Origin of the sequence: Clostridium algifaecis, from assembly GCF_017874415.1 — a bacterium.
Classification (GTDB): Bacteria; Bacillota; Clostridia; order Clostridiales; family Clostridiaceae; genus Clostridium_B; species Clostridium_B algifaecis.
Map to the genome: position 1 here is coordinate 23,371 of NZ_JAGGLM010000007.1, position 26,019 is coordinate 49,389.

The window sequence follows — 26,019 nt, forward strand, 5'->3', positions numbered from 1 at the left end:
GAATCCTTTCGTAATCGGTTATTTAAAAGCTTCAGGATGAATTAGCTTTGCTAAGGCTTCCAGTCCATCTGCAAGTCTAGGGCCCTGCCTGTTAATGATATCTTCATCAATTTCGAAAAGCTTATTCTTTTTTACTGCATCAAGATCTTTGTAACCATTCGAAGTTTTAATTTCATTTTTTGAATTTAATTTATTAGAACATATAAGTATATCAGGATCTTTTTCAATTAGTTTTTCGGTGCTGTATTTCCAGCCAATTGTGTCATCAGCTGCATTTTTACCACCAGCCATTGTAATCATTTTACCAATAAAGGTATCTTTGCCCGCAGTAAAATCGCCGCCTTTGCCAAAAGCAACTACATAATATACTGAAGGTGTGCTTTTTCCCTTAACTTTTTCTTCTACGTAGGCTACTTTTTTCTTCATTGCAGAAACTACAGAGGCAGCTTTACTATTTGCATTAAGAATTTTACCCACGTTATTTATAACATCGTATGTGCTTTCAAAACTATCAGGACCGGATAGTACCACAACTTTTATATTAAGTTCTTCCAGCTTCTTTAAATCTTCCATTCTGAAGTGATTAGAAGCTATAACTAAATCAGGTTTTAACTGGGCGATTTTTTCAATATTAGGATCGGTTAAACCGCCAATTGATGGGATACTGCTAACTTCTTTAGGATATGTACAAAAGTCAGTTCTTCCAATTAAAGTATTTTGTTTATTAAGAGCATATATTGTTTCTGTAATATTTGGTGCAACTGATATTACTTTTTTAGGTTCTTTTTGAATAGTAACTTCTCTATTAAATGAGTCCTTTATTTTAACAGGATAAGTTGTATTCTTTAATGTTTCAACTTGTTTATTATTTTCTTTTGAAGTTTGTGAAATAGAGCTTTGGGTGCAGCCAATTAAAGAAAATACCAATATCAAGACAATAGATAAAAAAGAAAATTTCTTTAGTTTATTATACAATTTTTATTCCCCCTCATAGTTCATTTTGAATATAAAAAGCTATTATCCCGTAGATAATAGCTAAACATACAAAAATGTTAATACCACCTTATCCACGTAAGGTATCCAGTATACTAAATTTTAGGCAGGTCTCCTGGCTTGGATTCATCATATACTAATACCTTCCCTGTTACCAAGTGGCATAAATTAGCATACTCTTCACTACAGTGGCGGGACCGCATGAGATTTTAACTCATTTCCCTTTTGAACTTATAAATTAAAAAATAAATAAGTACCTAAAATTTATATTAAATTATTACACAAGTATAGCACTTATTTTATGTAGTATCAAATAAATTAATCATTTAACAGACTGGCAATTATTTAAGAAACAGGTTAATATAGAAACATGGAAAGGATGGAGAAACATTGAATAATACTGAAGATCAGATATATAAAAAAAGATGGATAATTTTATTTACGGTACTTTCTGCTACATTTATGTCTACATTAGATGGCAGTATAGTAAATGTTGCTCTTCCAGATATGTCAGCTAAGCTTGGTGTTACCATGGCTGCAATTGAATGGGTGGTTACTGGATTTTTAATAGTTATTGCAGCTACTATTTTAATATTTGGGAGACTTGGAGATATAAAGGGAAAAACCAGGATTTTTAAATTTGGAATTGTTCTTTTTACGTTTGGTTCTCTTTTATGTGGATTTTCAAATTCACTTTTAATGCTTATATCTGCGAGGGTTATACAGGGAATAGGTGCATCTGCTACAATGGCGACCAATCAGGGTATAATAACTCAGACTTTTCCAAGAAGTGAAAGGGGAAGGGCTCTTGGAGTTCTTGGAACTTTTGTAGCATTGGGAGCAATGGCAGGTCCACCACTCGGAGGAATGATTGTTTCAGCTTTGAGCTGGAAGTACATATTTTTAATTAATGTACCTATTGGAGTAATTGTATTTGTATTAACTATTAAAATATTTCCTAAAACAAATACTGTACTTAATGAAAGACTTGATAGAAAAGGAGCTATTTTATTTACAATATCAATTGTATTGTTATTTGGAGCATTAGTTCAGGGACAGAGCATCGGATATGATAATCCTGTAATGATTTCATGTTTCATTATTTCAATTATAGCTTTTGGGATATTTATTTTTGAAGAAAAAAGAATTGAAACTCCATTACTTAAATTAAGCATTTTCTCAAATAGTTTATTTTCAATAAGCATAATATGTGCTTTTACATCATTTTCTGCTATAAGTGCGTCTAATATAATACTTCCATTTTATTTCCAGGATACAATTAAGCTTTCTCCAGCTGTAACAGGATTATTTATGATGGTATCACCAATTGTATTATCTGTTGTTGCACCTTTTAGCGGATATTTATCGGATAAAATAGGATCGGAAATACTAACATTAATTGGACTTTTTGTTACAGGTGTGGGGTTGTTTCTTATAGCAACTTTAAATGAAAATTCATCATTGGCTTTGCTTGTAGCTTATATAGTTATTATGACTATAGGTAATGGTATGTTCCAGTCTCCCAATAATTCTCTTGTTATGTCTACAGTATCTGCTGATAAACTTGGAATCGCAGGAAGTGTAAATGCACTTGTAAGAAATCTTGGGTTTGTATTTGGAACGGCTTTTGCAACACTTCTTCTTTATAATAGGATGAGCTATAAGATAGGGTACAGAGTTATTGATTATGTAAAAGGCAGAGATGACATATTTATCTATGGAATGAGGTATGTATATATTTCTGCTGGAGTTATGTGTTTGATTGGCACTATTTTGACTGCTTTTAGATTTTGTTCAAGCAAAAAAAAGAAATAAGTTGAGTTGTATTGTAAATAAAAATGAATTAAAATAAATTTTATAAGTTATTAATTTGTGATTTGAGGGGAGAACACATGATAAAAGAAAAAATATTAAACAAGAAGATGGGAATAATAACATATGCCATAACTCCACCAAAGAAGAACAATACAACTGAAAAGATTGTTGAAATCTCTAAAAGACATATTGAGAGAATAAAAAATTTAAATATTGATGGGTTGATTATTTATGATCTTCAAGATGAAGTGGATAGACAAAGTGGAAAAAGGCCATTTCCATATATGGAATCTGTAGATCCGGCTATATATGGTGAAAAATATTTAGGAAATATAAAAATTCCTAAAATAATATATCGCTGTGTTGGAAAATATGGAATTGATGAATTTTCAAAGTGGCTGGAACATGATAAAAAAGATGATAGATTTTCTGTATTTGTTGGAGCATCTTCAAGTAAACAAGAAGTCAAATTAAAATTAAATCAGGCTTATGATTTAAAAAACAAATTGAATCCAGACTTGTTTTTGGGTGCTGTTGTCATACCGGAAAGACATATAACTCACAAGGATGAACATCTTAGAGTTATTAAAAAAGCTGATAAAGGATGCAGTTTTTTTGTATCTCAGGTAATTTATAATTTGGAAGCATCTAAAAATTTTCTTTCGGATTATTACTATTATTGCAAAGAAAACAATATACATATGAAGCCTATAATATTTACTATTACTCCGTGCGGTTCTGAAAAAACTTTAAATTTTATGAAATGGCTGGGGATAAATGTACCACGATGGCTGGAAAATGATTTGATGCATTCAGAAGATATACTTGAAAAATCAATAAGTTTATCTAAAAATATTTTTGAGGAACTATTTGATTTTGCACTGGAAAAAGGAATACCAATTGGATGCAATGTTGAGAGTCTTTCAATTAGAAAAGTTGAAATTGAGGCATCAATAAAATTAGTCAATGATATAAAACAAATTATTGATAAAAAGTTATCCATTTGATAATAAAATATAGAATATGAATATTTCTAATAAGTAGATTTTAATAAAGTTTGTTGTAAAATAAAAAATTCAAAAAAAATAAATGTTATTGTATTGACTTTAATAGAGGCCTATGTTATTCTTATAGCAATAAAATATTACCTTTAATGTGGTCCTGTGAGACTAAGAAGGTTGTTATTTATAATTATTGAGTGTTAACATAGTGTAATTATGCCTTCTTTTAAAAAGAAGGCATTTTTTATACCTTTAAATTTAGCACAGAGAGGCTAAGAAGGAGGAATGGCAAATGTTAAAAGGAAGAAATCTTATAGATATAAAAGATGTTACAAAAGAGGAATTAAATGAAATTTTCGATTTGGCAGATAAAATAATTTCAGATCCAGATAAATTTTCACATATATGTGATGGAAAGATTCTGGCAACATTATTTTATGAACCAAGTACAAGAACAAGGCTCAGCTTTGAAACTGCTATGCTTAGACTTGGAGGAAGGGTAATAGGATTTTCAGAACCTAATTCCACTTCTGTATCCAAAGGAGAGACTATAGCAGATACTATAAGGATAATAAGCTGTTATGCAGATGTAGTTGCAATGAGGCATCCAAAAGAAGGTGCTCCAAAGGTAGCATCAATGTATTCCAAAATACCAGTCATAAATGCAGGAGATGGCGGACACCAACATCCAACTCAAACGCTTGCAGATCTTTTAACTATAAGGTCTATAAAAGGATCATTATCAAATCTAAAAATAGGTTGCTGCGGAGATCTTAAATTTGGCAGAACTGTACATTCACTTATAAAAGCAATGTCTATGTATGAAAATAACAGTTTCACTCTAATATCCCCACAAGAATTAAAAGTACCTGATTATATAAAAAGAGAAATGGGTAAAAATAATATAAAATATATGGAAACTAAAAAATTGGAAGAAGTTATAGGTGACCTGGATATACTTTATATGACTAGGGTTCAGAGAGAAAGATTCTTCAATGAGGAAGAGTATATAAGACTTAAAGACAGCTATGTTTTAGATAAAGATAAAATGGAAAATTCAGGAAAAAATATGATAATTCTTCATCCACTTCCAAGAGTCAATGAAATTGCTTATGAGGTAGACGATGATCCAAGAGCTTGCTATTTCAAGCAGGCTAAGTATGGTATGTATGCAAGAGAAGCTCTCATAATGAAACTTTTAGGTATGGATAAATAATTAGGAGGCATTTGGATGCTTGAGATAAATAGTATTAGAAATGGAATTGTAATAGATCATATAAAAGCAGGATATGGTATGAAAATATTTAATTACCTTAAACTGAATAATGTAGACTATTCTGTAGCACTTATAATGAATGCACAGAGTAAAAAGCTTGGCAGGAAAGATATAATAAAAATAGAGAATAAACTTGAAATTGATTTTAAAGTTCTAGGTTTTATAGATCCTAATATAACTATAAACATTATAAAAGATGAAGTTATAGAGAATAAGGTAAATTTGAAATCACCAGAAAAAATAGAAAACATTATAAAATGTAAAAATCCAAGATGTATAACTTCAATAGAAAGGAATATAAAACAGTCTTTTTATTTGGCAGATAAGGGGATTGGTGAATATAGATGCATTTACTGCGATGAGCCTTACAATGAATCCCAGATTGTATAAAATAATAATTTATAGGAGTCTTAATTTATGATAATAGATGAATTATATGAAAATGTAAATAAAAAAGGAAATGTATGTGTAGGGCTTGATACTTCCATAGAGTATATGCCTGAGAGCTTTTTAAAAAAACAAATTAATGAAGCAGACGCCATATTTGAGTATAATAAAAATATAATAGATAGCACATATGATATAGCAGCTTGTTTTAAAGTTCAAATTGCATATTATGAAGCACTTGGACTTAAGGGACTTGAAGTTTATTCAAAGACTTTAAAATATATAAAACAAAAAAAATGTATAGCTATTGCAGATGTTAAAAGAGAAGATATAAAAAAGACTGGTGAAATGTATGCCAAAGCACATTTTGAAGGAGATTTTGAGAGTGACTTTATAACTTTGAATCCATATATGGGTCTTGATATATTGGATCCTTTCATACCATATATGGAAAAAAAGAATAAGGGAGTATTTGTGCTTATAAGAACTTCAAATGAAGGAGCGAAGGATATACAGTATATTGATACCAAAGATAATAAAAAAGTGTATGATGTACTTGGAGAAAAGTTAAATGAAATTGGAAGTAAGTATTTAGGAAGTTGTGGATATAGTGCTATTGGAGGCGTAATGGGCTGTACTCATCAGGAAGAAGGAAAAGAACTTAGAAAGAGGCTAAATAATGTATTTTTCCTTATACCGGGCTATGGTGCTCAGGGAGGAGGAGCAAAAGATGTAGCAGTTTATTTAAAAAATGGTAACGGCGGAGTTGTAAATTCCTCAAGAGGCATTTTAATGGCATATAAGAAATATGAAAATGGAGAATCCAGATATGCAGAGTGCTCAAGAATGGAAGTAATAAAAATGCGTGATAGTATTTTTGCTGAAACTAGATGAAATGGAGAAGATACAATTGGAAAATAAGTTGGATTATATCACCTGTAAAGTTGCAAAAAACGAAAATATAAATGACAATATATATAAATTTGAATTCAATGGCAATTTTAAAGGAAAACCAGGACAATTTTATATGTTAAGAGCATGGGACAAGGAGCCATTGCTTTCAAGACCTATAAGTATAAATTATTTAGATGATGAAAAAATAGTATTTTTATATCAGGTTGTAGGTACTGGAACTAAAAAATTATCTTTATTAAAAGAAGATGATGAAGTAAAACTTATGGGCCCACTTGGAAATGGATTTGATATAGACAATATAGATGGAAAAGTTGCTATGATATCTGGAGGAATAGGAATTGCTCCAATGTTATATCTTGCGAAAATACTTAGTGAGAAATCATCTAAAAAAGATATGCAGCTGGATTTATATGCAGGTTTTAAAAAAGAAACTTATATATTAGACAGATTCGATGATTTTGTGGATAATATATATTATTCTCTTGAAACAGGAAAAAGTGAAAATAAAGGATTTATAACAGATATCTTTCATCCACAGTTGTATGATATGGTGCTTTGTTGCGGACCAGGACCTATGATGATGAGAGTAGTTACAATGTGCAGGGAGAAAAATATACCAGTATATGTATCTATGGAAAATCATATGGCCTGTGGTGTAGGTGCGTGTCTTGTATGCACATGCAAGACAAAACATGGAAATAAGAGAACCTGCGTTGATGGACCTGTATTTTTAGGTGAAGATTTAGTTCTATAATTAAAATTTTATAAAAAGGAGAATTTCCATGAAAGTTTGTGGTGTCAATTTTAAAAATCCTGTATTAGTTGCTTCAGGTACTTTTGGATTCGGAGAAGAATATAATAGATTTTTTGATGTGTCAAGATTAGGAGGCATATGTTCTAAAGGACTAACCTTAAATGAAAAATATGGAAATGATGGAGAAAGAATTTTTGAAACGGCATCTGGGATACTTAATAGTGTTGGGATGCAAAATCCTGGAGTAAGGCATTTCCTGAAATTTGAACTACCAGAGATGAAAAAATTCAATACTGTAATAATAGCAAATTTGGGAGGCGGAACTTTAGAGGAGTACATAGAAGGAATTAAATTATTAAATGATTCTGAGGTTGATATGGTAGAGCTCAATATATCATGTCCTAATGTAAAAAGCGGTGGCATGGCTTTTGGAATAAAGTCATCTACAGCTTATGAAGTAGTGAGTTCAGTTAAAAAATATTGTAAGAAACCTCTTATAGTGAAGCTATCACCAAATGCTGAGGATATTGTGGATATGGCGGTCAAATGCTGTGAAGCGGGGGCAGATGCACTGTCTCTTGTAAATACATTTAAAGCTATGGCAATTGATATAATAAAAAGAAAACCTGTATTTAACAATGTAACGGCAGGTTTGTCAGGTCCGGCTATAAAGCCTATAGCACTTAGAATGGTATATGAAGTTTCAAAAGCTGTAAATGTTCCAGTTATAGGACTTGGTGGAATATGCTCGTGGAAGGATGCAGTAGAATTTATAATGGCAGGTGCAAGTCTTATACAAATTGGAACTGCAAATTTTAGTAACCCACTTATTTCCCTGGACATAATAAATGGACTGGAAAATTATATGAAAAATGAAAATATAAAAGATTTAAGTAAAATAAGAGGAATAATTTAATTTAGAATAAATTTTATGAATATTAGGAGGTCAATATGGACAATATAGTTGTAAGTAAATTAAAAGAGGTTGGGGCATTACTTGAAGGTCATTTTCTTCTATCTTCAGGAAGGCATAGTGATAGATACTGCCAATGTGCTAAACTTCTTCAATATCCAGACAAAGCAAGTGAAGTATTGAGTGTTGTAGCAGACAAATTAAAAAAAGTTAATTTTGATATAATAGTTGGACCTGCAATGGGAGGAATATTGGTATCATATGAATTGGCAAGACAATTGAAAAAACCTGGAATATTTGCAGAAAGACAAAATGGTGAGATGACTATAAGAAGAGGATTTGAAATAAAAAAAGGTGATAAGGTCATAATATCAGAGGATGTTATAACTACAGGAAAATCTTCTCTTGAAGTTGCAAAAGTTATAGAAGGACTTGGAGGAGAAGTGGTTGGACTTTGCAGTATAGTTGATAGGAGAACTGAAGATGTAAAAATTCCATATCCAGTTTACAGTGCTGTCAAACTAGACATAAATACTTATGATCCAGAAGATTGTCCTCTTTGCAAACAAGGTTTGCCTTATGAAAAACCTGGAAGCAGGGTAATGAATAAGTAAAGTTAAATTATGTTTGAAAGCTCAATATTTCCAGACGTGGTTACATAATGCCTGGAAATATTTTTATCTAATTTTATAAATTCATAAAAAGTTAGTATTATTTATTAAAATTTTGCGTTATAATAAAAAATGAGTTTTTGTGGTAAATTAAAATATTAAAATTAATTTATTAGTTTTTATAAAAGCTATGGAAGGGAGGTACTGCTGCTATAAATAGGCAGTGGAAATCTAGTGAGTAGAAAGCCAAGTATTTTCAGTAAAGATTATGAAAAAAGAATGAGACATAGAAAGGTAAAAGTTTTTGTAATTTCTATCATTTGCTTAGCAATTGTAATTTTAATTGGTGTGTATTTGACTGGAACCTTTAAAAGTGCTTTAAGTGATGCTAAGAACCAAAAGCAAAATATAGTTTCTGATAATAAAAAGCCAAGTAGTACATCTGTTAAAAAATCATCTGAAATTTCAAAACCTGAATCAGAAAGCAACGGTAAGGAATCACAGTATACTGTGAATTTAAGCAATGGTAAAAAGATAAATTTAACGTATGAGACTAAAAATAAAGATAAAGTGTTCAAAAGTGTAACGCCTAAGGATTCAAATGTTGCTTATAGTATAAGTCCTTCAGGAAAAAATATACTTATATTTGATAATAAATCACAGAGCATACTTAAATTTGACTCTAATGGAAATAAACAAGATGTAACGAACCCTCAATATGTTTCAACTACAGGATCTACTATAGAAAAAAATGCCCAGTTATCAGCTAATCCAAATTATATATGGTGCAGTTCACCTAAATTTATAGATGAAAATAATATTGCATATATAAGCCAACTACCATGGCTTGGAAAAACTACTAAATATGTTTGGATAGAAAATCTTCAGACTAAAGCTAATGTTATGGTTCAATCTATAGAAGGAGAAGATATAAAGTTTGATGCTGTTAAGGACAAGGGACTTACAACTATTGTAGATGGAAAAACTGTATATGTAACGACATCAGGAGAAGTTAGCCAATAAAGCTTATGTTTTATTGGCTTTTTAATATGTATAATTTGGAGGGGATTTTATGGATATAGGTATTTCATCAGCATGTTTTTATCCTTATCTAAAAACAGAGGATAGTATAGCACTTATGAATAGAATAGGGTTTAAAATAGGAGAAATATTTTTAAATAGTACAAGCGAATACGAAATCGATTTTGCAAAAATTCTTTTAGAAGAGAGATTAAAATATGATTTTAAAATAAATTCTGTACATTCATTTTCTGTTTCATTTGAACCTTATTTGTTTGATGAATATAAAAGGAGGAGAGATGATTCATTTGTATTATTTGAAAAAGTATGCAAATTAGCAGAGGTAGTAGGTGCCAAATGTTATACTTTCCATGGCATGAGATATAAAAATATAAGAAATATGGATATGAAACTTGTAACAGATGTATATAATAAATTGACATATACAGCAGAAGAACATGGAATAAAATTATGCCAGGAAAATGTATTTTGGTGCATGTCAAATAATATTGATTTTTTAAAGGAAATAAAAGATAAATGCAGTGGTCCTCTTTATTTTACACTGGATATAAAACAGGCATATAAGGCAGGAAAATTGCCGGAGGATTATATAAATGTAATGGGAGAGAGAATAGAAAACTTTCACATAAATGACAGGGATAATAATAACATATGTCTTATGCCTGGAAAAGGAAGCGTTGACTATAAAAAAATTTCTTGTAAATTTAAGGAAATAGGTTATAATGGAATAGGTATACTTGAAGTGTATAGAGAAAATTTTAACAAATACAGCGAACTTATGTGGAGTAAAAATTATATTGAAAAGCAGTTCTAAATACAAATATTATACAAAATAAAATCAAAATTGGCTATAAAATTTGTGACACTTGGTATATAATTATAATAAATGGCTTTTTTTATATTGTGGATGGGTAAAACTAGAATACTCATTGCTTAATTTGTATAAATATATAGGAATATATGTTATAATATCATAGTTAACATAAGTGCATAGTGTATTAGGAGGAAATGAATAATGAATGTCAAAATGGAAAAAATAGAAAATAATGTAGTGAAATTAGAAGTAACAGTGGAGTCAACAAAATTTAATGAGGCTATGAAGAAGGCATTTGCTAAGGATGCTAAAAAATTCAACATACCAGGATTTAGAAAAGGTAAGGCTCCTATGAGTATAATAAAAAAATATTATGGAGAAGGAGTATTCTATGAAGATGCTATAAATTTCTGCTGTGATGAAACATATCCACAAGCTTTAAAAGAAAATGATGTAAAACCAGTAGATTACCCTAAAATTGATATAGTACAGATTGGAGAAGGAAAAGATTTTATATATACAGCAGAAATAACTGTAGTACCTGAAGTTGAACTTGGAGAATATAAAGGTGTAGAAGTCAAGAAGAATACATATAAAGTTGAGGATAAAGAAATAGAAGATGAGTTAAAAAGAAGTCAGGAAAAAAATGCTAGAATTGAAACAAAAGAAGAAGGAGAAATAGAAAAAGGAAATTTGGCTATAATAGATTTTGAAGGTTGTGTAGATGATAAACCTTTTGAAGGCGGTCAGGGAAAAGACTATGAACTTGAAATAGGTTCAGGTACATTTATAGATAATTTTGAAGATCAACTCATAGGATTAAAAACTGGAGATTCAAAGGATGTAAATGTAACATTCCCTGAAGAATATGGCAGAGAAGATTTAAATGGTAAAAAAGCAGTATTTAAAGTAACAGTTAAAGGCATTAAAATAAAAGAATTACCAGCTTTAGATGATGATTTTGCAAAGGATATATCAGAATTTGATACTTTGGATGAAGTAAAAGCTGATATAAGGAAAAAGAAAGAAGAAGAAAATAAGCTTAAGTCCAAGAGAGAATATGAAGATGCTGTTATAGATGCAGTTAGTGCAAATGCAAAAATTGATATTCCTGAAGTTATGATAAAAAAAGAAACTGACAATATGCTAAAAGATTTAGAAATGAGATTAAAATATCAAGGACTTGATCTTGAATCTTATTATAAATATACAAACAATACAGAAGAAAAAGTTAGAGGATATATGAAAGACACTGCAGAAAAAAGAGTTAGAGTAGACCTGGTAATTGAAAAAATAGCCAAAGTTGAAAACATAACTGCTACAGAAGAAGAATTGTTAAATAGAGCTAATGAAATGGCTAAACAATATGGAAATAATGATGAAGAGAAAATATCAAAGACAGCAAAATTAATACTTGATAGTCAGAAGAGTTATTTAGAAGCTGATGTAATAAATGAAAAAGTTATAAAAATGCTTGTTGACAATAGCAAATCAGTAGCATAATATGTTGATTAAGAATTAATTGCCAGAAAGCTTTCTGGCAATTAATTTTAAATAATTTAAATTGTGAATAAAAAAATATATGTAATAATCATTTGAAGTGGTTATATAAAGGAGGAGAGATTTTATGAGTTTAGTACCAGTAGTTGTTGAACAGACTAATAGAGGAGAAAGATCTTACGATATTTATTCTAGACTTCTAAAGGATAGGATAATAATGCTATGTGAAGAAGTTAATGATGCTTCAGCAAGTCTTGTAGTAGCACAACTGTTATTTTTGGAAGCAGAAGATCCTGACAAAGATATATATTTATATATAAATAGTCCAGGGGGTTCTATAACAGCAGGAATGGCAATTTATGATACAATGCAATATATAAAATGTGATGTATCTACTATATGTATGGGTATGGCAGCTTCCATGGGAGAATTTTTACTTACAGCTGGTGCAAAAGGGAAAAGATTTTCACTTCCAAATGCTGAAATAATGATACATCAACCTTTAGGTGGTTTCCAGGGTCAAGCAACAGATATAGGAATTCATGCAAAAAGAATAATTTCAATAAAGAAAAAAATGAATAAAATATTGAGTGAGAGAACAGGTCAACCATTAGAAACTATTGAAAAAGATACAGAAAGAGATAATTTTATGACAGCAGAAGAGGCTAAAAATTATGGATTAATAGATGAGGTTATTGAGAAGAAAAAATAACCTTTAGTGAGGTGTAGTAATGGCCAAAAATGATGATAGAAAACAACTTAAATGTTCATTCTGTGGTAAAACTCAGGATCAGGTAAGAAGATTGATAGCAGGACCGGGAGTATACATTTGCGATGAATGTATAGAACTTTGTTCTGAAATAATAAGTGATGAATTTGAAGATGATGTTCAATTAGATATGACTTCACTTCCAAAGCCTTTGGAAATTAAAAATTATTTAGATCAATACGTAATTGGTCAGGATCAAGCTAAAAAATCATTATCAGTAGCAGTTTATAACCATTATAAAAGAATAAATTCTAATTCTCAAAATGATGATGTTGAGCTTCAAAAAAGTAACATACTTTTATTGGGGCCTACTGGTTCAGGAAAAACTCTTTTAGCACAAACACTGGCAAAATTCTTAAATGTTCCATTTGCAATAGCAGATGCTACTACATTAACTGAAGCTGGATATGTAGGAGAAGATGTTGAGAATATTTTACTTAAACTTATACAAAATGCTGATTATGATATAGAGAGAGCTGAACATGGAATTGTATATATAGATGAAATAGATAAGATAGCTAGAAAATCTGAAAATCCATCTATTACAAGAGATGTTTCAGGAGAAGGTGTGCAGCAGGCACTTTTAAAGATATTAGAAGGCACAGTTGCATCTGTACCACCACAGGGAGGTAGAAAACACCCTCATCAAGAGTTTATTCAAATAAATACAACTAATATATTGTTTATATGTGGAGGAGCTTTTGATGGAATAGATAGTATTATAGAGCATAGAACAAGAACCAGTACTCTTGGCTTTGGTGCTAAAATACAATCCAAAAAAGAAAAGGATATAGGAAAGCTTCTTAAAGAAATAATGCCAGGAGATCTTCTGAAATTTGGACTTATACCTGAGTTTATAGGAAGAATTCCTATTGTTGTTACCTTGGAAGCATTAAATAAGGAAGCACTTAAGAATATACTTGTAAAACCTAAAAATGCACTTGTAAAGCAATATAGAAAACTTTTTGAATTAGATAATGTAGAGCTTGAATTTAAAGATGAAGCTCTAGATGCAATTGCTGATGAAGCATTAAAAAGGAATACAGGTGCAAGGGGACTTAGGGCTATAATAGAAGAAACTATGAATGATATAATGTTTGACATACCTTCAAAAGAAGATATATGTAAAGTTATAGTAAATAAACAGACTATCAGTGATAAAAAGCCTGAAGTTGTAAAAGTTGAAAATGGTGAAAAAAGACCTTCTTTAAAGGTTAAGAAATCAAGAACTAGGAAAGGTCCGGAAACAGCATAGAAAAAATTTTAAAAAAATAAAGGATTTAGTATCGAATTTTATTTTTGATACTGAATCCTTTTTTTATATAAAGTTACTATTGCTGAAAAAAACTGAATAATTGAAAAATCATTGTTTTATAGTTATAATATATTAGTCTGATGTATTTTGGATGATTTTTATAAGGCAAATTGTTTAAAGTGAGGAGAGAAATATGGATAAAAATTTAGAAGTTATTCCTCTGATTCCATTAAGAGGTGTTACTATATTTCCATATATGGTTTTACATTTTGATGTAGGTAGAGAAAAATCTAAACTTGCGTTAGAAGAGGCTATGATTAATGGACAAAAGGTATTTTTGTCATCGCAAAAAGAATATGTAGTTGAAGAACCTAATAAAGAAGATATATTTGAAACTGGTACAATTTGTACAATAAAGCAGATGTTAAAGCTACCTGAAAATACTATAAGAGTACTTGTAGAAGGTGAAAAGAGAGGTATATTAAAAGAATATTTAGAAGAAAAACCTTTCTTTAAAGTTAAAATTGAAGTAATAGAAGATAGCAAAGATGTTGATGATAATTGCAAGGCATTAATTAGACTTGTAGTTAAAAAATTTCATGAATATATGAATTTATCAGGAGATAATGGATCTGAGTCTATAATTGAATTAGATGATATGGACAATCCGGGTAGGTTAGCAGATACTATAAGTGCATATTTGGAAGTAGATCAAAATAAAAAACAGCAAATTTTAGATGCTTGTAAAATAGAAGACAGGTTGGAAAAAATACTTTCTATTCTTGCAAACGAAATAGAAATTTTAAAAATAGAAAATAAAATAGGAATAGAAGTAAAAAATAATATAGATAAAAATCAGAAAGATTATTATTTGAGAGAACAACTTAAAATAATACAGAATGAACTTGGCGAAGATGATAGAAACAAAAAAGAAATAAAGAAATATAAAGAAAAAATATTAAAAAGAAAGCTTCCAAAACAAGTTAAGGAAAAAGCAATTTATGAACTTGACAGATTAAAAAATTGTGGAGATTATTCTACAGAATCGGGAATAATAAAAACGTATTTGGATTGGATACTTGATCTTCCATGGAATGTAAAAACAAAAGATAATCTTAATATAAAGAATGTTAGAAATGTACTTGAAAAAGAGCATTATGGTTTAAAAGATGTAAAAGATAGAATAATTGAATATCTGGCAGTTAAGAATGTGAGTAAATCTTTAAAGGGTCCAATTTTATGCCTTGTAGGACCTCCAGGGGTAGGTAAAACATCTATTGCTAAATCAATAGCAAAAGCATTAAACAGGAACTTTGTGAGAATGTCTTTGGGTGGAATAAGAGATGAAGCTGAAATAAGAGGTCATAGGAGAACTTATGTAGGTTCTATTCCTGGAAGGATAATATATGGAATAAAGGAGGCAAAATCCAATAATCCGTTATTTTTATTAGACGAAATTGATAAAATGGGACTGGATTTTAAAGGAAATCCTGCAGATGCACTTTTAGAGGTCTTAGATAGTGAACAAAATAATACATTTAGAGATCATTATATTGAACTTGATTTTGATTTATCAAATGTGCTTTTTATAACTACTGCTAATACCTTGGATACTATACCAATGCCTCTTATTGACAGAATGGAAATAATACAGGTGTCTGGATATACAAGTGAAGAAAAATTTCATATATGCAAAAATTATTTAATTCCAAGACAGTTAAAAGAAAATGGAATTAAAGATGATAAAATTAAATTTTCTGATGCGGCTATATATACTGTAATTGATAATTATACAAGAGAATCTGGTGTAAGAAATCTAGAGAGAAAAATAGCTTCTATAATAAGGAAATCAATTACTGAGATCATAGAAAAAAATAAACAAAAAATATTTGTGAATGTTACTAAGGCAAAATCGTATTTGGGTTCTGATATGTTTACATATGATAAAGCAGATATGGAGGATAGAGTAGGCGTAGTAATGGGAATGGCATGGACGGCTTATGGTGGTGACACTCTTCCTATAGAAGCAGCTATTATGCCTGGAAAAGGAAGACTAGAACTTACAGGTCAGCTTGGTGACGTGATGAAAGAATCAGCTAAAGCCGGGTATAGCTATGTAAGGGCTAATTGTAAAAAATATAGTGGTATAGAAAAAGACTTCTATAAAAACTATGATTTACATATACATGTACCGGAGGGAGCTATTCCTAAAGATGGACCTTCAGCTGGAGTTACTATGATTACAGCCATGGTTTCTGCACTTAGCAAGAAAAAAGTCAAACATAATGTAGCTATGACGGGAGAAATAACTCTTACAGGCAGGGTACTTCCAATTGGTGGACTTAAGGAAAAAAGTCTTGCAGCTTACAGAGCTGGAATAGATACTATTATAATACCTAAAGATAATGAAAAAGATTTGAAAAAAATACCTAAAGATGTGAAAAGTAAAGTAAATTATATACTTGCAGATAACATAGATACAGTATTAAAAAATGCTCTAATGAATTAATATTAGGGCATTTTTAGGAGGTGAGTAATTGTGGAGGTAAAGCAGGCTGAGTTTATAATTTCAGCAGTAAAGAAAAATCAGTATCCAAAAGATAATTTTAAGGAAATAGCTTTTGTAGGTAGATCTAATGTAGGAAAATCATCTTTAATAAATACCATTGTAAATAGACGAAAATTGGTTAAAGTAAGTAGTACGCCTGGAAAGACAAGACTTATAAATTTTTTCATGATTAATAAAAAATTTTATTTTGTAGATTTACCAGGTTATGGTTATGCTAAAATTTCAAAATCACAAAAAGATAGCTGGAGAAAAATAATAGAAACATATCTTACAAGAAGAGAACAGCTAAAGGCTATAATTTTACTTTTAGATTCAAGACATAAGCCAACTTCAGATGATGTTACTATGTACAATTGGATAAAATATTATAAATACAATGTTATAGTTGTAGCAACTAAAATAGATAAACTATCTAAAAATCAATTAAATAAAAATTTAAAAATTATAAGGGACACCCTTGACTTAGATTCTAATCATAAGATTTTAACATTTTCATCATTAAATAAATTTGGTAAAGATCAGCTTTTAAATGAAATTGAAGGTATAATAGAGGATAATTAGTATTATATCGGAGGAAATTATTATGATTAAATTAAATTTAATAAAAAATGCACTGATCTTTTTTATAGTGTATATTCCACCACTTATAGTATTTGGAAAACATTGGCTTAAAAGAGAAAGAAATAAGATAATTTTAGCAATTATAAGTATATTATATGTAGTTCTTTGTTTTCATACTCAAAACATCGTACCTTTTCTATTTGTAATATATGATATAGTTTATATGAGATTTACAGATGAATTTTATGTATTTAATATTAGAAGATTCAATTTTTTTAAATGTTTAAAAGCAGCCGTGTTCTCTTACTTAGTTACTATATCAATATTATTATTTGAGAGAACAATAGCCTCTAATCTAAATTTTAATTTAAATAATCAACAAATTGTAACAAATATGATAGATATGTCATTAAAAAGAGTTATATTTATGGTACCTTTAGTTGTAATTTGTGCACCTGTACTTGAAGAGTTTATATTTAGATGGCTATTTTTTGAAAAAATCTTTAAAAATAGAATAGGAATATATTTTTCAGCTATTTTAAGTAGTGTTATTTTTTCAGTTGTTCATTTTAGCTTAGCTGCTTCTCTGGTAATATTTTGGATAGGCATATACAATTGCTATTTAATACACAAAAAAGGATACTGGTACGCAGTATTTAATCATGCCTTTTTTAATAGTATAACTATGATGATAATTATTTCTCAAAAAATATAATTTATAATAAGTTTAAACACAAGCACTGTTAAAACTTAATCTAACAGTGCTTTAAAGTTAGTTTAATTATTAAAGTTTGAATCAACGAAATCATTTAAAGATTTTGCTGCATCAGGAGAATTTTTTAATTCTCTTATTTTTTTTAATAATTCATCTTCCATAGCACTTCTATTTTCAAGATTTGAAAGTCTACTTTCTAAAGTTGAAAGTTTAGATTTTAAATCAGAATTATTAAATTTACCTGATCCATCTTTAATTGAATTTCCAAGGTTTAAATTGTTAAGCATTGAGCCAATTTGGTCATTTGACCCTGAGTTTCGTGAGCCACTTATAGAGGACATTATGGATATAAGTTGTGGCAAATCTATATTGCCTAACAAATCACCTAAATTAAATCCAGTATTCATATTTTTGCGGTGATGTTTTGACATTTCAATTAAGCCTCCTTAAAGAGTTTTTATTTTCTTATCTTTATGTGTTATATTTATATACTATATATTATTCAGAAGAAAAATATTTGATACAAATGTAATTTTATAAATTTTATTTAACCACACTAAAAAAACGATAAAAGTTAACGATAACAATAAGAGTTATTATAATTTATAGCGGAGGTAAAATAGAATGTCAAAATTTTCCCATTTATTGGAAATAATATTAACATTGCAATATAAAGAGCTTGTTACAGCTAGTGAATTATCTGAAACTCTAAAGGTTGATAAGAAAACCATATATAGATATATAGATAGCTTAAATAAGGCAAATATACCTGTACATACTGTAAAAGGAAGATATGGTGGATTTTATATAGATAAGAATTTTTATATGAAACCATTTAACTTAACTAAAGAGGAACTAAAAAGTCTTATTATGTCAACATATCTGCTTACAAAGGAAAACGGTTTTATTTATGAAAATCAACTTAAAGATGCTGTTTGCAAGATAAAACAACTTAGTTTAAATAATTCCGAAGAGTTTAACGATTTTAGGGATACTGGTTTATTTTCTTTAGAACTTATAGGTAATGAAGAAAGTTTGGAAGAAAAAATATCTAAAATAAATATATCCATGAACAGAGGGAGAAGTTTAAGCATAGATTATTTTTCAATTAATAAAAATGATTCTTCTATGGTAAAAGTTGATCCATATAATCTGATATTTAAAGAAGGTTCATGGTATGTAATAGGATATTGCGACGTAAAAAATGATGTGGATGTATTTGATTTAACCAGGATAAAATCTTTGAAAATAACTAAAGATGTATACATGAGACCACATAATTTCTCGTTGAATGAATTTTTGAATAAAAACTGTTGTACCTTTAATGAAAACAAAACAAAAGTTGTAATAAAATTTACAGGAAAATCAGTAGCATTTATAAAAAGCTGTAAATGGCATATTAATCAGCATATAAAAGAACTTTCTAAAGATAGTATACTGTTTACCATATATTTAGACGGCACTGATGATGTAAAGGCATGGATATTGGGATTTGGAAAAGATGCAGAGATAATAGAACCATTGTATTTAAGAAATGAAATAAAACAGGAAATAGATGAATTAAATGAAAAATATAAAAATTTTTAATTAATGTGAATAAAATACTTATTATGGGGCATTATATTAATTGTAATCGGAGATACATTCTCCTAACATCAAATATATTTATTTGATGTAATAACCCCCCATCCCCCTTGGGACCGTAAAAGCGGTCCCTTTTATATTTTCAAAATCAATACATAGATATTATTTTGAAATAATTAGAATTACTACTATTTTTATCATATACGAGAATTAAATTTATAGTATAGTTTTTCATTATAGAAGAATCTGAATTTGAAAATCCCTTAAAATTTAGGGACCATGATATTTCATAAGAATTACCTTTTTTATCACACTTCTTTTCCATAAACAGAGCGTCCTGAAATACATAAGTATTATTTTCTTTAGCTAGTTTATCTATCAGATATGTATCTTCGTTAGATAAATTAGGAGAAAAAATATTATTTGGAACATAAGATTTACTTGAAGGAAGTCCCTGAATAAAATTTATAAAAGAACAAATTGTATCTTTACCTATAAAACTGGGATTATCTTCTAAATTATAATTTTTAAATTTATAATTTAAAAATATGTAATTGGTAAGAGACATATTATAACCATCAAATTTTCCAGTAATAATTTTAGGAGTTCTATTGTTAGTACAATCTATAAATCCAAGTATATTATTAGAATTTGAAAATATATTTTCAAATTTAGTTCCATTAAAAGCAAAAACTCTTTGAAGAGAATTTTTGCCAAGGGAACCTTGAATAAATATTTCTGGGATTCTATTTCTAGATACATCCATTATTGTTATTCTAAGAGGCCAATATGGATAATAATTGCTTATTGTTGATTGATTATCATCAGTAATAAGGTCAAATATCTTATCTTTTATTTTTATCTTTCCTAAATATTTATTACCGGATTGCTTTATATACAGTGCATCATTTATTCCATCTCCATTAAAGTCAGCTTTTAAAATTGTATCTTTTGATATATTGCTGAAGGTTGGAGAAGTTATATAAAAATAATGTCTATATATTAAAAATACCATCATTAATATAAATACAATTAGTGGTATTATAAATAAAATATGTTTTTTCCTTAGAAATATTACTCTTAACTTCATAAATTTCACCTCCAATTAAATAAATGAATCAATTATATATTTAATTAATATGCACAAAATAAATTTATATGATGATATGTAGAATTGATTTTATAAAAAGGTGGCAGAGGGATATGTTTTATAAAAAAGTAACTCTATTTTTTTTAATATTTATTCTTTTATTTAATAGTACCGGCTGTTCTTTTAAAAAGGAAGTGTCTAGAGAGAAACAACTTAATTTGTATATAGGAGTAAAAGATAAAGAAAATTTAAATACAATAAAGACTTTGACAGACCTATATAAAAAGAAAAATCCCAAACTGAAATTGAATGTAAATAATTTTGTAAATGATAAAATAGATAGCAATATAGTGAACAATAATGATATATTGTTTATTAAAAGAGATGATATGTTTAATTTTTCTAGAAAAGGATTAATCTCAGATATGAAAAATTTCTATACAGAAAATAATATTGCAAACAGATACTATTCTGTGATGAAGTCATATGGAAGGTTCAATGATAAATATTATGGTATTCCAATAATTCCGTATACATTTGAATTACTGTATAATAAAAAATATTTTGAGAAAGAAAAAATAAAAGTTCCAGAGACAACTGAAGAATTTCATAATTTATTAAAAAAAATAAATTCAACTTCTGAAAAAGTTCCAGTGATTTTAAATGAGGGAATGGATATAAATAATGGACTATTTTCTTTAATGGCAGCTAATGAGCTAATTTCTATGTCTAAATTACAAGAAATATATGATAGTAGTCCTGAAAAATATAAAGAGCTGACTTATATTCAAAAAATTTTCAACAATATAAATAATCTAACTAAAAGTGGATATATAACTAAGGATACTTTTCAATTAGGAAATGAAAGTGCAATAAGTAAATTTGATAGGGGAGAGATACCTCTGATTTTTATGTCATCTTATTATATAAATGACATAAAATCTCAATATATAGGTTCTTTAGATGAAAAACTGCCAAATATAAAAATACCTGTTATATCAAATATGGTAATGTGTATTCCAACTAAAAGCAGTAATGCCGCCGAAGTAGATGATTTCATGAAATTTACTTTTGGAGATAAGATGCAGAAAGAATTTTCTAGAATGGGATTTGTTACAGGTATCAAGAATACAAAAATTCAAAATAAAGGGGCAAAAAATATTGTTTTATCACATATAAAAAATTCTACAGAAGACACAATAGCAATTGTGTATAATATTCCATATAAAATTGTAAGAAATATATCTTCTAAAATAGATGATATATTTTCAGGAAAATATACGGGAAATGAATGGAATGATATAATAAATAGTTCGTATTGATATTTATAAAGAGGGGCTAACTTATAATAGAAAGTATTTTTCTATTTTAAATTAACCCTTTTAAAATTGATTAGTTCTTCTTTTGACAATCCGGACATATTCCATAGAAATATACCTGATTGCTTATGACCTCATAATTGACTTTATCTTTAATTTTTTCATTCAAGCTAGAAAAGCAAATTCCTTCTACATCATCTACTCTTCCACATTGTATGCATTGAATATGTGGATGTGGCTGTGTATTGCCATCATATCTAAAGTTACCTTCACCTACATTTAGTTCTTGTACTAAGTTTACATCAACTAGTGTTTTAAGAGCTTTATAAACAGTTGCCAAACTCATGGTAGGATATTCTGATAGAAGAGATTTGTATATAGTTTCTGCAGAAGGATGTTTTTTGGTAGATTTTAAAAACTTATATACAGCTATACGCTGTGGAGTTAATTTTAACTTTTTTTCTTTAAAAATACATGTTAAATTATCCATACTCATCATCCTTACTAGTAATATTAATTATAACTATATAATAAAAATTATTACTTGTCAAAAGTAACTTTTAGCAGATATTCTTAAAAATTTAAAAAATGGATTTTCAAATTTTTATTCATTTATTATGAAAAATTTATAATTAAGTATTGACAATATAAAGTTGAGCATATATAATATTAATTGTTGCGACGGCAAAGTGACAATGATTAAAGTTTTGGGCGCATAGCTCAGCTGGGAGAGCATCTGCCTTACAAGCAGAGGGTCACAGGTTCGAGCCCTGTTGTGCCCACCATAGAAGGCCCAGTGGCTCAGCTGGTTAGAGTGCCGGCCTGTCACGCCGGAGGTCGAGGGTTCGATCCCCTTCTGGGTCGCCAAAGTTGGCCAGATAGCTCAGTCGGTAGAGCAGAGGACTGAAAATCCTCGTGTCCCTGGTTCGATTCCTGGTCTGGCCACCAGTTTTGTTGCGGGAGTGGCTCAGTGGTAGAGCGTCACCTTGCCAAGGTGAACGTCGCGAGTTCGAATCTCGTCTTCCGCTCCAATAAAACATAATATTATATTTATGGCGCTATAGCCAAGTGGTAAGGCAGAGGTCTGCAAAACCTTTATCTCCAGTTCAAATCTGGATGGCGCCTCCATAGATAAGCCCTTGAAATTCAACAGTTTCAAGGGCTTTAAAAAATATTAAATTAATATAAAAATTAGTGATTTGGTTGTCTTTTGGCTGTATTCTAAATTTTTACAATTAAAAACACTAATAAAGTGAAAGATTTTTTGAAATTATTTTTTATAATATACGATTTAATTTTTGTATTTCGTCTCTTTGCATAGTTGTGTCCACATGTGTATAAGTATCAAGAGTAAAACTAACTCTAGAGTGACCCAATCGCTCTGAGATGACTTTTTCATTGACACCTAATTTTAACATCATAGTAGCGTGTGTGTGACGTAGATCGTGGAATCTTATAGAAGGTATATTATTTTCACTACAAAGCTGCCTGAATCTTTTTGATATAAATTCAGGTCTGTATATAGATCCATCTTTTTTACGAAATACATAATTTAAATCTATGCCATGTTCAAGTTTTTGTTCCATGGCTTTTTTCTTTAGTGTTTTTAGGAAGATTATAGTTGAATCTAATAAAACAACTTCTCTTTTAGAGTTTTCAGTTTTAGGTTCTTTGAGAACTAATTTCCCGTTTAATCTTGATAATGTTTTATTTATTTTAACAGTACCATTAATCATATCTATATCATCCCACTGTAGTGCTAACAGCTCACCTTCTCGTAATCCAGTGCTAACAGCTACAAAAATTAGGGGATATAATTCTGTGCTTTTTAATTTTTGGAGATAAAAGGGTACTTCATCTGCATTCCAGTATTTTATTTTTATTGGAGTTGACTTGGGAGGATCTACTATATCGCATACATTTACAGCTACCATCTGCCATTTTTGAGCATGTCTAAGTGCTAGGTGGAGCATACGGTGAACTTTAATTATAGTATTATTAGATAATCCTTCTTTTTCACTTAAATCATTATAAAATTTTTGTACAATCAACACATTTAGTTTAGTAAGCTTGTACTTTCCCAAATACTCAATTATATGTTTTGAAAATTCTTTGTATCTTTTATAAGTAGTAGGCTGGCATTGCTTCTTAGGATATACTTCTAACCAGTAATCTAGAAAATCTTTTACATTAGATTGATCATTTATTACTGCAGTGCCTTTTTCTAAATTTGTTATAAAATTTGCTAATGAGGATTCACATTCTTTTTTTTGTTTTAAAACCCCTTTTCCTTTTATATTTTTTCTTCCCATTTTGATCCTCTCCTATATAAACTAAATAAGACCATGTTGAACCATTTTTTCTTATCGTGCCTTTCACTAAAATCGTCTCCCTTTTAATATTTAATGAGAACTTACGTTCTCATTAAAACTAAAAAAATATATAACTAAAGTAAATCAAATTTTAACTTCCTGTGCTGTCCATCTCCCATCCTCTATAGGTGGGAGATGGACAGCACTTGCCGATAGGTAACAACTGTGATAATCTATAATCAGTTACATATACTAAAAAGGTAGTGTTATCAATGAAATTTGACAGCAATAATCATTCAGTGTTCTTACTAAACTATCATCTAGTATTGGTTATAAAGTATAGACGAAAAGTCATAGATGATAAAATATCAAATAGATTAAAGGAAATATTTGAATATATATGCCCTAGATATAATATTACTTTAGAAGAATGGAATCACGATTTAGACCACATACATTTACTTTTCCGTGGTAGTCCTAATACAGATATATCAAAATTTATTAATGCTTACAAAAGTGCGAGTAGTAGACTAATAAAAAAAGAGTTTCCACAGATAAGAAACCAGTTGTGGAAAGAATATTTTTGGTCGAGAAGTTATTGCCTTATAACAACTGGTGATGCTTCAATAGCTATAGTTAGAAAATATATAGAAAATCAAAGAATGAAATGAGGTGAGAAAATGTTAAAAGCTTATAAATTCAGATTATACCCAAATCAAGAACAACAAATATATTTATCTAAAACATTTGGCTGTACTAGGTTTATATATAACCGAATGTTATCAGATAGAATTAAATCCTATGAAGAAAACAAAGACTTGGATATTAAGCAGATTAAGTATCCTACACCTGCACAGTATAAAAAAGAATTTGAATGGCTTAAAGAAGTTGATAGTTTAGCTTTAGCAAATGCTCAAATGAATTTAGATAAGGCATATAAAAATTTTTTTAGAGATAAATCAAATGGTTTCCCTAAATTCAAAAGTAAGAAAACTAATTATAACAGTTATACAACCAATAATCAAAATGGTACTGTGTACATTGAAAATAACCATATTAAAGTGCCTAAATTAAAATCTACGATTAAGATAAAGCAACATAGAAAATTTGTAGGAATAATAAAATCTTGTACTATATCTCAAGTGCCAAGTGGTAAATATTACATATCAATATTGGTTGATACTGAAAATATTCAATTACCTAAAACAGATAAAAAAATAGGTGTAGATGTTGGGCTCAAAGAATTTGCAATATGTTCAGATGGATACAGAGAACCTAATCCAAAGCATCTTAGAAAATCAGAAAAGAAGCTTATCAAACTTCAAAAGGATTTATCAAGAAAGCAAAAAGGTAGTAACAATAGACGTAAAGCTAGGCTAAAAGTAGCAAAACTACATGAAAAAATATCTAATCAAAGAGCAGATTTCTTAAATAAGTTATCAATTAAACTAATCAGAGAAAACCAATCTATAGTTATTGAGGACTTAAGAATAAGTAATATGCTAAAGAATCATAAGTTAGCAAAAGCAATAAGCGAAGCTTCATGGTCAGAATTTAGAAGAATGTTAGAGTATAAGGCTAATTGGTATGGCAGGGAAATAATAATTGCACCATCTAATTATGCTAGTTCTCAATTATGTTCAGTTTGTGGGTATAAAAATAAAGAAGTAAAAAATCTAGCACTTAGAGAATTGACATATCCTAAATGTGGAACACACCACAATAAAGATATAAATGCTAGTAAAAATCTGCTGAAATTAGCTATATAATTTTGGTAATATACTGAGGTTGGAATGACCTTTATAGCTTGGGTAAACTTGTTCCA

Annotated in this window: 26 protein-coding genes, 5 tRNA genes and 1 riboswitch; of the genes, 25 read left to right on the forward strand and 6 right to left on the reverse strand. The window is 29.1% G+C overall.

Annotated features, from left to right (window positions below):
• Positions 1-18: 18 nt before the first annotated feature.
• Positions 19-975: an ABC transporter substrate-binding protein gene (locus tag J2Z42_RS06995; RefSeq protein WP_209701937.1), complete on the reverse strand. Its 957-nt coding sequence runs from the start codon at positions 973-975 to the stop codon at positions 19-21.
• 106 nt (positions 976-1,081) lie between these two features.
• A riboswitch (cobalamin riboswitch) is annotated at positions 1,082-1,269 on the reverse strand.
• Between the two features lie 114 nt (positions 1,270-1,383).
• On the opposite strand from J2Z42_RS06995, the gene J2Z42_RS07000 reads away from it, so the two are divergent.
• The 16 genes from J2Z42_RS07000 (at position 1,384) to J2Z42_RS07075 (ending at position 17,889) form a co-directional block, all read left to right on the forward strand.
• Positions 1,384-2,808 carry an MFS transporter gene (locus tag J2Z42_RS07000; RefSeq protein ID WP_209701938.1) on the forward strand — a complete coding sequence of 475 codons (1,425 nt, stop codon included), beginning with the start codon at positions 1,384-1,386 and terminating at the stop codon, positions 2,806-2,808.
• A 77-nt stretch (positions 2,809-2,885) separates the two neighbouring features.
• Positions 2,886-3,815: a methylenetetrahydrofolate reductase gene (locus J2Z42_RS07005; RefSeq protein ID WP_209701939.1), complete on the forward strand. Its 930-nt coding sequence runs from the start codon at positions 2,886-2,888 to the stop codon at positions 3,813-3,815.
• 286 nt (positions 3,816-4,101) lie between these two features.
• Positions 4,102-5,025 (forward strand): aspartate carbamoyltransferase, encoded by a 924-nt coding sequence (gene pyrB, locus J2Z42_RS07010; protein ID WP_209701940.1) that lies wholly within the window; start codon positions 4,102-4,104, stop codon positions 5,023-5,025.
• Positions 5,026-5,040: 15 nt separating this feature from the next.
• On the forward strand, positions 5,041-5,475 hold the full coding sequence (locus J2Z42_RS07015; RefSeq protein ID WP_209701941.1) for an aspartate carbamoyltransferase regulatory subunit: 435 nt from the start codon (positions 5,041-5,043) through the stop codon (positions 5,473-5,475).
• 27 nt (positions 5,476-5,502) lie between these two features.
• Positions 5,503-6,366: an orotidine-5'-phosphate decarboxylase gene (gene pyrF / locus J2Z42_RS07020; protein WP_209701942.1), complete on the forward strand. Its 864-nt coding sequence runs from the start codon at positions 5,503-5,505 to the stop codon at positions 6,364-6,366.
• A gap of 1 nt (position 6,367) precedes the next feature.
• Positions 6,368-7,141 carry a dihydroorotate dehydrogenase electron transfer subunit gene (locus J2Z42_RS07025; RefSeq protein ID WP_209702026.1) on the forward strand — a complete coding sequence of 258 codons (774 nt, stop codon included), beginning with the start codon at positions 6,368-6,370 and terminating at the stop codon, positions 7,139-7,141.
• A gap of 28 nt (positions 7,142-7,169) precedes the next feature.
• Positions 7,170-8,057, forward strand: a complete 888-nt coding sequence (locus tag J2Z42_RS07030) for a dihydroorotate dehydrogenase (RefSeq protein ID WP_209701943.1) — start codon at positions 7,170-7,172, stop codon at positions 8,055-8,057.
• Between the two features lie 35 nt (positions 8,058-8,092).
• Complete coding sequence (gene pyrE, locus J2Z42_RS07035) at positions 8,093-8,668, forward strand: orotate phosphoribosyltransferase (protein WP_209701944.1); 576 nt, start codon at positions 8,093-8,095, stop codon at positions 8,666-8,668.
• 231 nt (positions 8,669-8,899) lie between these two features.
• A complete protein-coding gene (locus J2Z42_RS07040; RefSeq protein ID WP_209701945.1) occupies positions 8,900-9,688 on the forward strand; it encodes a DUF3899 domain-containing protein in 789 nt (262 codons plus the stop codon).
• Positions 9,689-9,737: 49 nt separating this feature from the next.
• Positions 9,738-10,520, forward strand: a complete 783-nt coding sequence (locus J2Z42_RS07045) for a sugar phosphate isomerase/epimerase family protein (RefSeq protein WP_209701946.1) — start codon at positions 9,738-9,740, stop codon at positions 10,518-10,520.
• A 201-nt stretch (positions 10,521-10,721) separates the two neighbouring features.
• Positions 10,722-12,023 carry a trigger factor gene (tig, locus tag J2Z42_RS07050; protein WP_209701947.1) on the forward strand — a complete coding sequence of 434 codons (1,302 nt, stop codon included), beginning with the start codon at positions 10,722-10,724 and terminating at the stop codon, positions 12,021-12,023.
• Between the two features lie 124 nt (positions 12,024-12,147).
• Positions 12,148-12,732: an ATP-dependent Clp endopeptidase proteolytic subunit ClpP gene (gene clpP / locus J2Z42_RS07055; protein WP_209701948.1), complete on the forward strand. Its 585-nt coding sequence runs from the start codon at positions 12,148-12,150 to the stop codon at positions 12,730-12,732.
• Positions 12,733-12,751: 19 nt separating this feature from the next.
• Positions 12,752-14,044, forward strand: coding sequence for an ATP-dependent Clp protease ATP-binding subunit ClpX (clpX, locus tag J2Z42_RS07060; RefSeq protein WP_209701949.1), 1,293 nt, complete (start codon positions 12,752-12,754; stop codon positions 14,042-14,044).
• Between the two features lie 193 nt (positions 14,045-14,237).
• A complete protein-coding gene (gene lon / locus J2Z42_RS07065) occupies positions 14,238-16,553 on the forward strand; it encodes an endopeptidase La (RefSeq protein ID WP_209701950.1) in 2,316 nt (771 codons plus the stop codon).
• Between the two features lie 30 nt (positions 16,554-16,583).
• Positions 16,584-17,174, forward strand: a complete 591-nt coding sequence (gene yihA, locus J2Z42_RS07070; protein WP_209701951.1) for a ribosome biogenesis GTP-binding protein YihA/YsxC — start codon at positions 16,584-16,586, stop codon at positions 17,172-17,174.
• A 22-nt stretch (positions 17,175-17,196) separates the two neighbouring features.
• Positions 17,197-17,889: a CPBP family intramembrane glutamic endopeptidase gene (locus tag J2Z42_RS07075; RefSeq protein WP_209701952.1), complete on the forward strand. Its 693-nt coding sequence runs from the start codon at positions 17,197-17,199 to the stop codon at positions 17,887-17,889.
• A 62-nt stretch (positions 17,890-17,951) separates the two neighbouring features.
• On the opposite strand, the gene J2Z42_RS07080 is transcribed toward J2Z42_RS07075, so the two are convergent.
• Entirely contained in the window at positions 17,952-18,320 is a 369-nt protein-coding gene (locus tag J2Z42_RS07080; protein ID WP_209701953.1) for a hypothetical protein, read from the reverse strand.
• A gap of 193 nt (positions 18,321-18,513) precedes the next feature.
• On the opposite strand from J2Z42_RS07080, the gene J2Z42_RS07085 reads away from it, so the two are divergent.
• Entirely contained in the window at positions 18,514-19,476 is a 963-nt protein-coding gene (locus J2Z42_RS07085) for a helix-turn-helix transcriptional regulator (protein WP_209701954.1), read from the forward strand.
• Positions 19,477-19,621: 145 nt separating this feature from the next.
• Here J2Z42_RS07085 and J2Z42_RS07090 read toward each other — a convergent pair whose 3' ends face one another.
• Entirely contained in the window at positions 19,622-20,563 is a 942-nt protein-coding gene (locus J2Z42_RS07090) for a VCBS repeat-containing protein (RefSeq protein WP_209701955.1), read from the reverse strand.
• Positions 20,564-20,676: 113 nt separating this feature from the next.
• Here J2Z42_RS07090 and J2Z42_RS07095 point away from each other — a divergent pair, with 113 nt between their 5' ends.
• Positions 20,677-21,885 (forward strand): ABC transporter substrate-binding protein, encoded by a 1,209-nt coding sequence (locus J2Z42_RS07095; RefSeq protein WP_209701956.1) that lies wholly within the window; start codon positions 20,677-20,679, stop codon positions 21,883-21,885.
• A gap of 70 nt (positions 21,886-21,955) precedes the next feature.
• On the opposite strand, the gene perR is transcribed toward J2Z42_RS07095, so the two are convergent.
• Entirely contained in the window at positions 21,956-22,372 is a 417-nt protein-coding gene (gene perR / locus J2Z42_RS07100; RefSeq protein WP_209701957.1) for a transcriptional regulator PerR, read from the reverse strand.
• Between the two features lie 219 nt (positions 22,373-22,591).
• Between perR and J2Z42_RS07105 the strand changes: the two genes are divergently transcribed.
• The 5 genes from J2Z42_RS07105 (at position 22,592) to J2Z42_RS07125 (ending at position 23,010) form a co-directional block, all read left to right on the forward strand.
• Positions 22,592-22,667: transfer RNA gene (locus J2Z42_RS07105), tRNA-Val, on the forward strand.
• 5 nt (positions 22,668-22,672) lie between these two features.
• A tRNA-Asp gene (locus J2Z42_RS07110) sits at positions 22,673-22,749 on the forward strand.
• Between the two features lie 5 nt (positions 22,750-22,754).
• Positions 22,755-22,830: transfer RNA gene (locus J2Z42_RS07115), tRNA-Phe, on the forward strand.
• An 8-nt stretch (positions 22,831-22,838) separates the two neighbouring features.
• Positions 22,839-22,913: transfer RNA gene (locus J2Z42_RS07120), tRNA-Gly, on the forward strand.
• A 23-nt stretch (positions 22,914-22,936) separates the two neighbouring features.
• Positions 22,937-23,010: transfer RNA gene (locus tag J2Z42_RS07125), tRNA-Cys, on the forward strand.
• Positions 23,011-23,159: 149 nt separating this feature from the next.
• Here J2Z42_RS07125 and J2Z42_RS14755 read toward each other — a convergent pair.
• Positions 23,160-24,194: a tyrosine-type recombinase/integrase gene (locus J2Z42_RS14755; RefSeq protein WP_342590004.1), complete on the reverse strand. Its 1,035-nt coding sequence runs from the start codon at positions 24,192-24,194 to the stop codon at positions 23,160-23,162.
• Positions 24,139-24,261, reverse strand: coding sequence for an Arm DNA-binding domain-containing protein (locus J2Z42_RS14760; RefSeq protein ID WP_342590005.1), 123 nt, complete (start codon positions 24,259-24,261; stop codon positions 24,139-24,141). Before J2Z42_RS14760 ends, J2Z42_RS14755 begins: the two co-directional genes overlap by 56 nt.
• A gap of 205 nt (positions 24,262-24,466) precedes the next feature.
• Here J2Z42_RS14760 and tnpA point away from each other — a divergent pair, with 205 nt between their 5' ends.
• Both tnpA and tnpB read left to right on the forward strand, forming a co-directional pair.
• Complete coding sequence (gene tnpA, locus J2Z42_RS07135) at positions 24,467-24,865, forward strand: IS200/IS605 family transposase (protein ID WP_209701958.1); 399 nt, start codon at positions 24,467-24,469, stop codon at positions 24,863-24,865.
• Positions 24,866-24,874: 9 nt separating this feature from the next.
• Positions 24,875-25,963, forward strand: coding sequence for an IS200/IS605 family element RNA-guided endonuclease TnpB (tnpB, locus tag J2Z42_RS07140; RefSeq protein ID WP_209701959.1), 1,089 nt, complete (start codon positions 24,875-24,877; stop codon positions 25,961-25,963).
• Positions 25,964-26,019: the final 56 nt, after the last annotated feature.

Coding starts and splice junctions, on each gene's coding strand:
- J2Z42_RS07005 (WP_209701939.1), top strand. CDS start 2,886: ATGATAAAAGAAAAAATATTAAACAAGAAGATGGGAATAATAACATAT.
- pyrB (WP_209701940.1), top strand. CDS start 4,102: ATGTTAAAAGGAAGAAATCTTATAGATATAAAAGATGTTACAAAAGAG.
- J2Z42_RS07015 (WP_209701941.1), top strand. CDS start 5,041: ATGCTTGAGATAAATAGTATTAGAAATGGAATTGTAATAGATCATATA.
- pyrF (WP_209701942.1), top strand. CDS start 5,503: ATGATAATAGATGAATTATATGAAAATGTAAATAAAAAAGGAAATGTA.
- J2Z42_RS07025 (WP_209702026.1), top strand. CDS start 6,368: ATGGAGAAGATACAATTGGAAAATAAGTTGGATTATATCACCTGTAAA.
- J2Z42_RS07030 (WP_209701943.1), top strand. CDS start 7,170: ATGAAAGTTTGTGGTGTCAATTTTAAAAATCCTGTATTAGTTGCTTCA.
- pyrE (WP_209701944.1), top strand. CDS start 8,093: ATGGACAATATAGTTGTAAGTAAATTAAAAGAGGTTGGGGCATTACTT.
- J2Z42_RS07045 (WP_209701946.1), top strand. CDS start 9,738: ATGGATATAGGTATTTCATCAGCATGTTTTTATCCTTATCTAAAAACA.
- tig (WP_209701947.1), top strand. CDS start 10,722: ATGAATGTCAAAATGGAAAAAATAGAAAATAATGTAGTGAAATTAGAA.
- clpP (WP_209701948.1), top strand. CDS start 12,148: ATGAGTTTAGTACCAGTAGTTGTTGAACAGACTAATAGAGGAGAAAGA.
- clpX (WP_209701949.1), top strand. CDS start 12,752: ATGGCCAAAAATGATGATAGAAAACAACTTAAATGTTCATTCTGTGGT.
- lon (WP_209701950.1), top strand. CDS start 14,238: ATGGATAAAAATTTAGAAGTTATTCCTCTGATTCCATTAAGAGGTGTT.
- J2Z42_RS07075 (WP_209701952.1), top strand. CDS start 17,197: ATGATTAAATTAAATTTAATAAAAAATGCACTGATCTTTTTTATAGTG.
- J2Z42_RS07080 (WP_209701953.1), bottom strand. CDS start 18,320: ATGTCAAAACATCACCGCAAAAATATGAATACTGGATTTAATTTAGGT.
- J2Z42_RS07085 (WP_209701954.1), top strand. CDS start 18,514: ATGTCAAAATTTTCCCATTTATTGGAAATAATATTAACATTGCAATAT.
- J2Z42_RS07090 (WP_209701955.1), bottom strand. CDS start 20,563: ATGAAGTTAAGAGTAATATTTCTAAGGAAAAAACATATTTTATTTATA.
- J2Z42_RS07095 (WP_209701956.1), top strand. CDS start 20,677: ATGTTTTATAAAAAAGTAACTCTATTTTTTTTAATATTTATTCTTTTA.
- perR (WP_209701957.1), bottom strand. CDS start 22,372: ATGGATAATTTAACATGTATTTTTAAAGAAAAAAAGTTAAAATTAACT.
- J2Z42_RS14755 (WP_342590004.1), bottom strand. CDS start 24,194: ATGGGAAGAAAAAATATAAAAGGAAAAGGGGTTTTAAAACAAAAAAAA.
- tnpA (WP_209701958.1), top strand. CDS start 24,467: ATGAAATTTGACAGCAATAATCATTCAGTGTTCTTACTAAACTATCAT.
- tnpB (WP_209701959.1), top strand. CDS start 24,875: ATGTTAAAAGCTTATAAATTCAGATTATACCCAAATCAAGAACAACAA.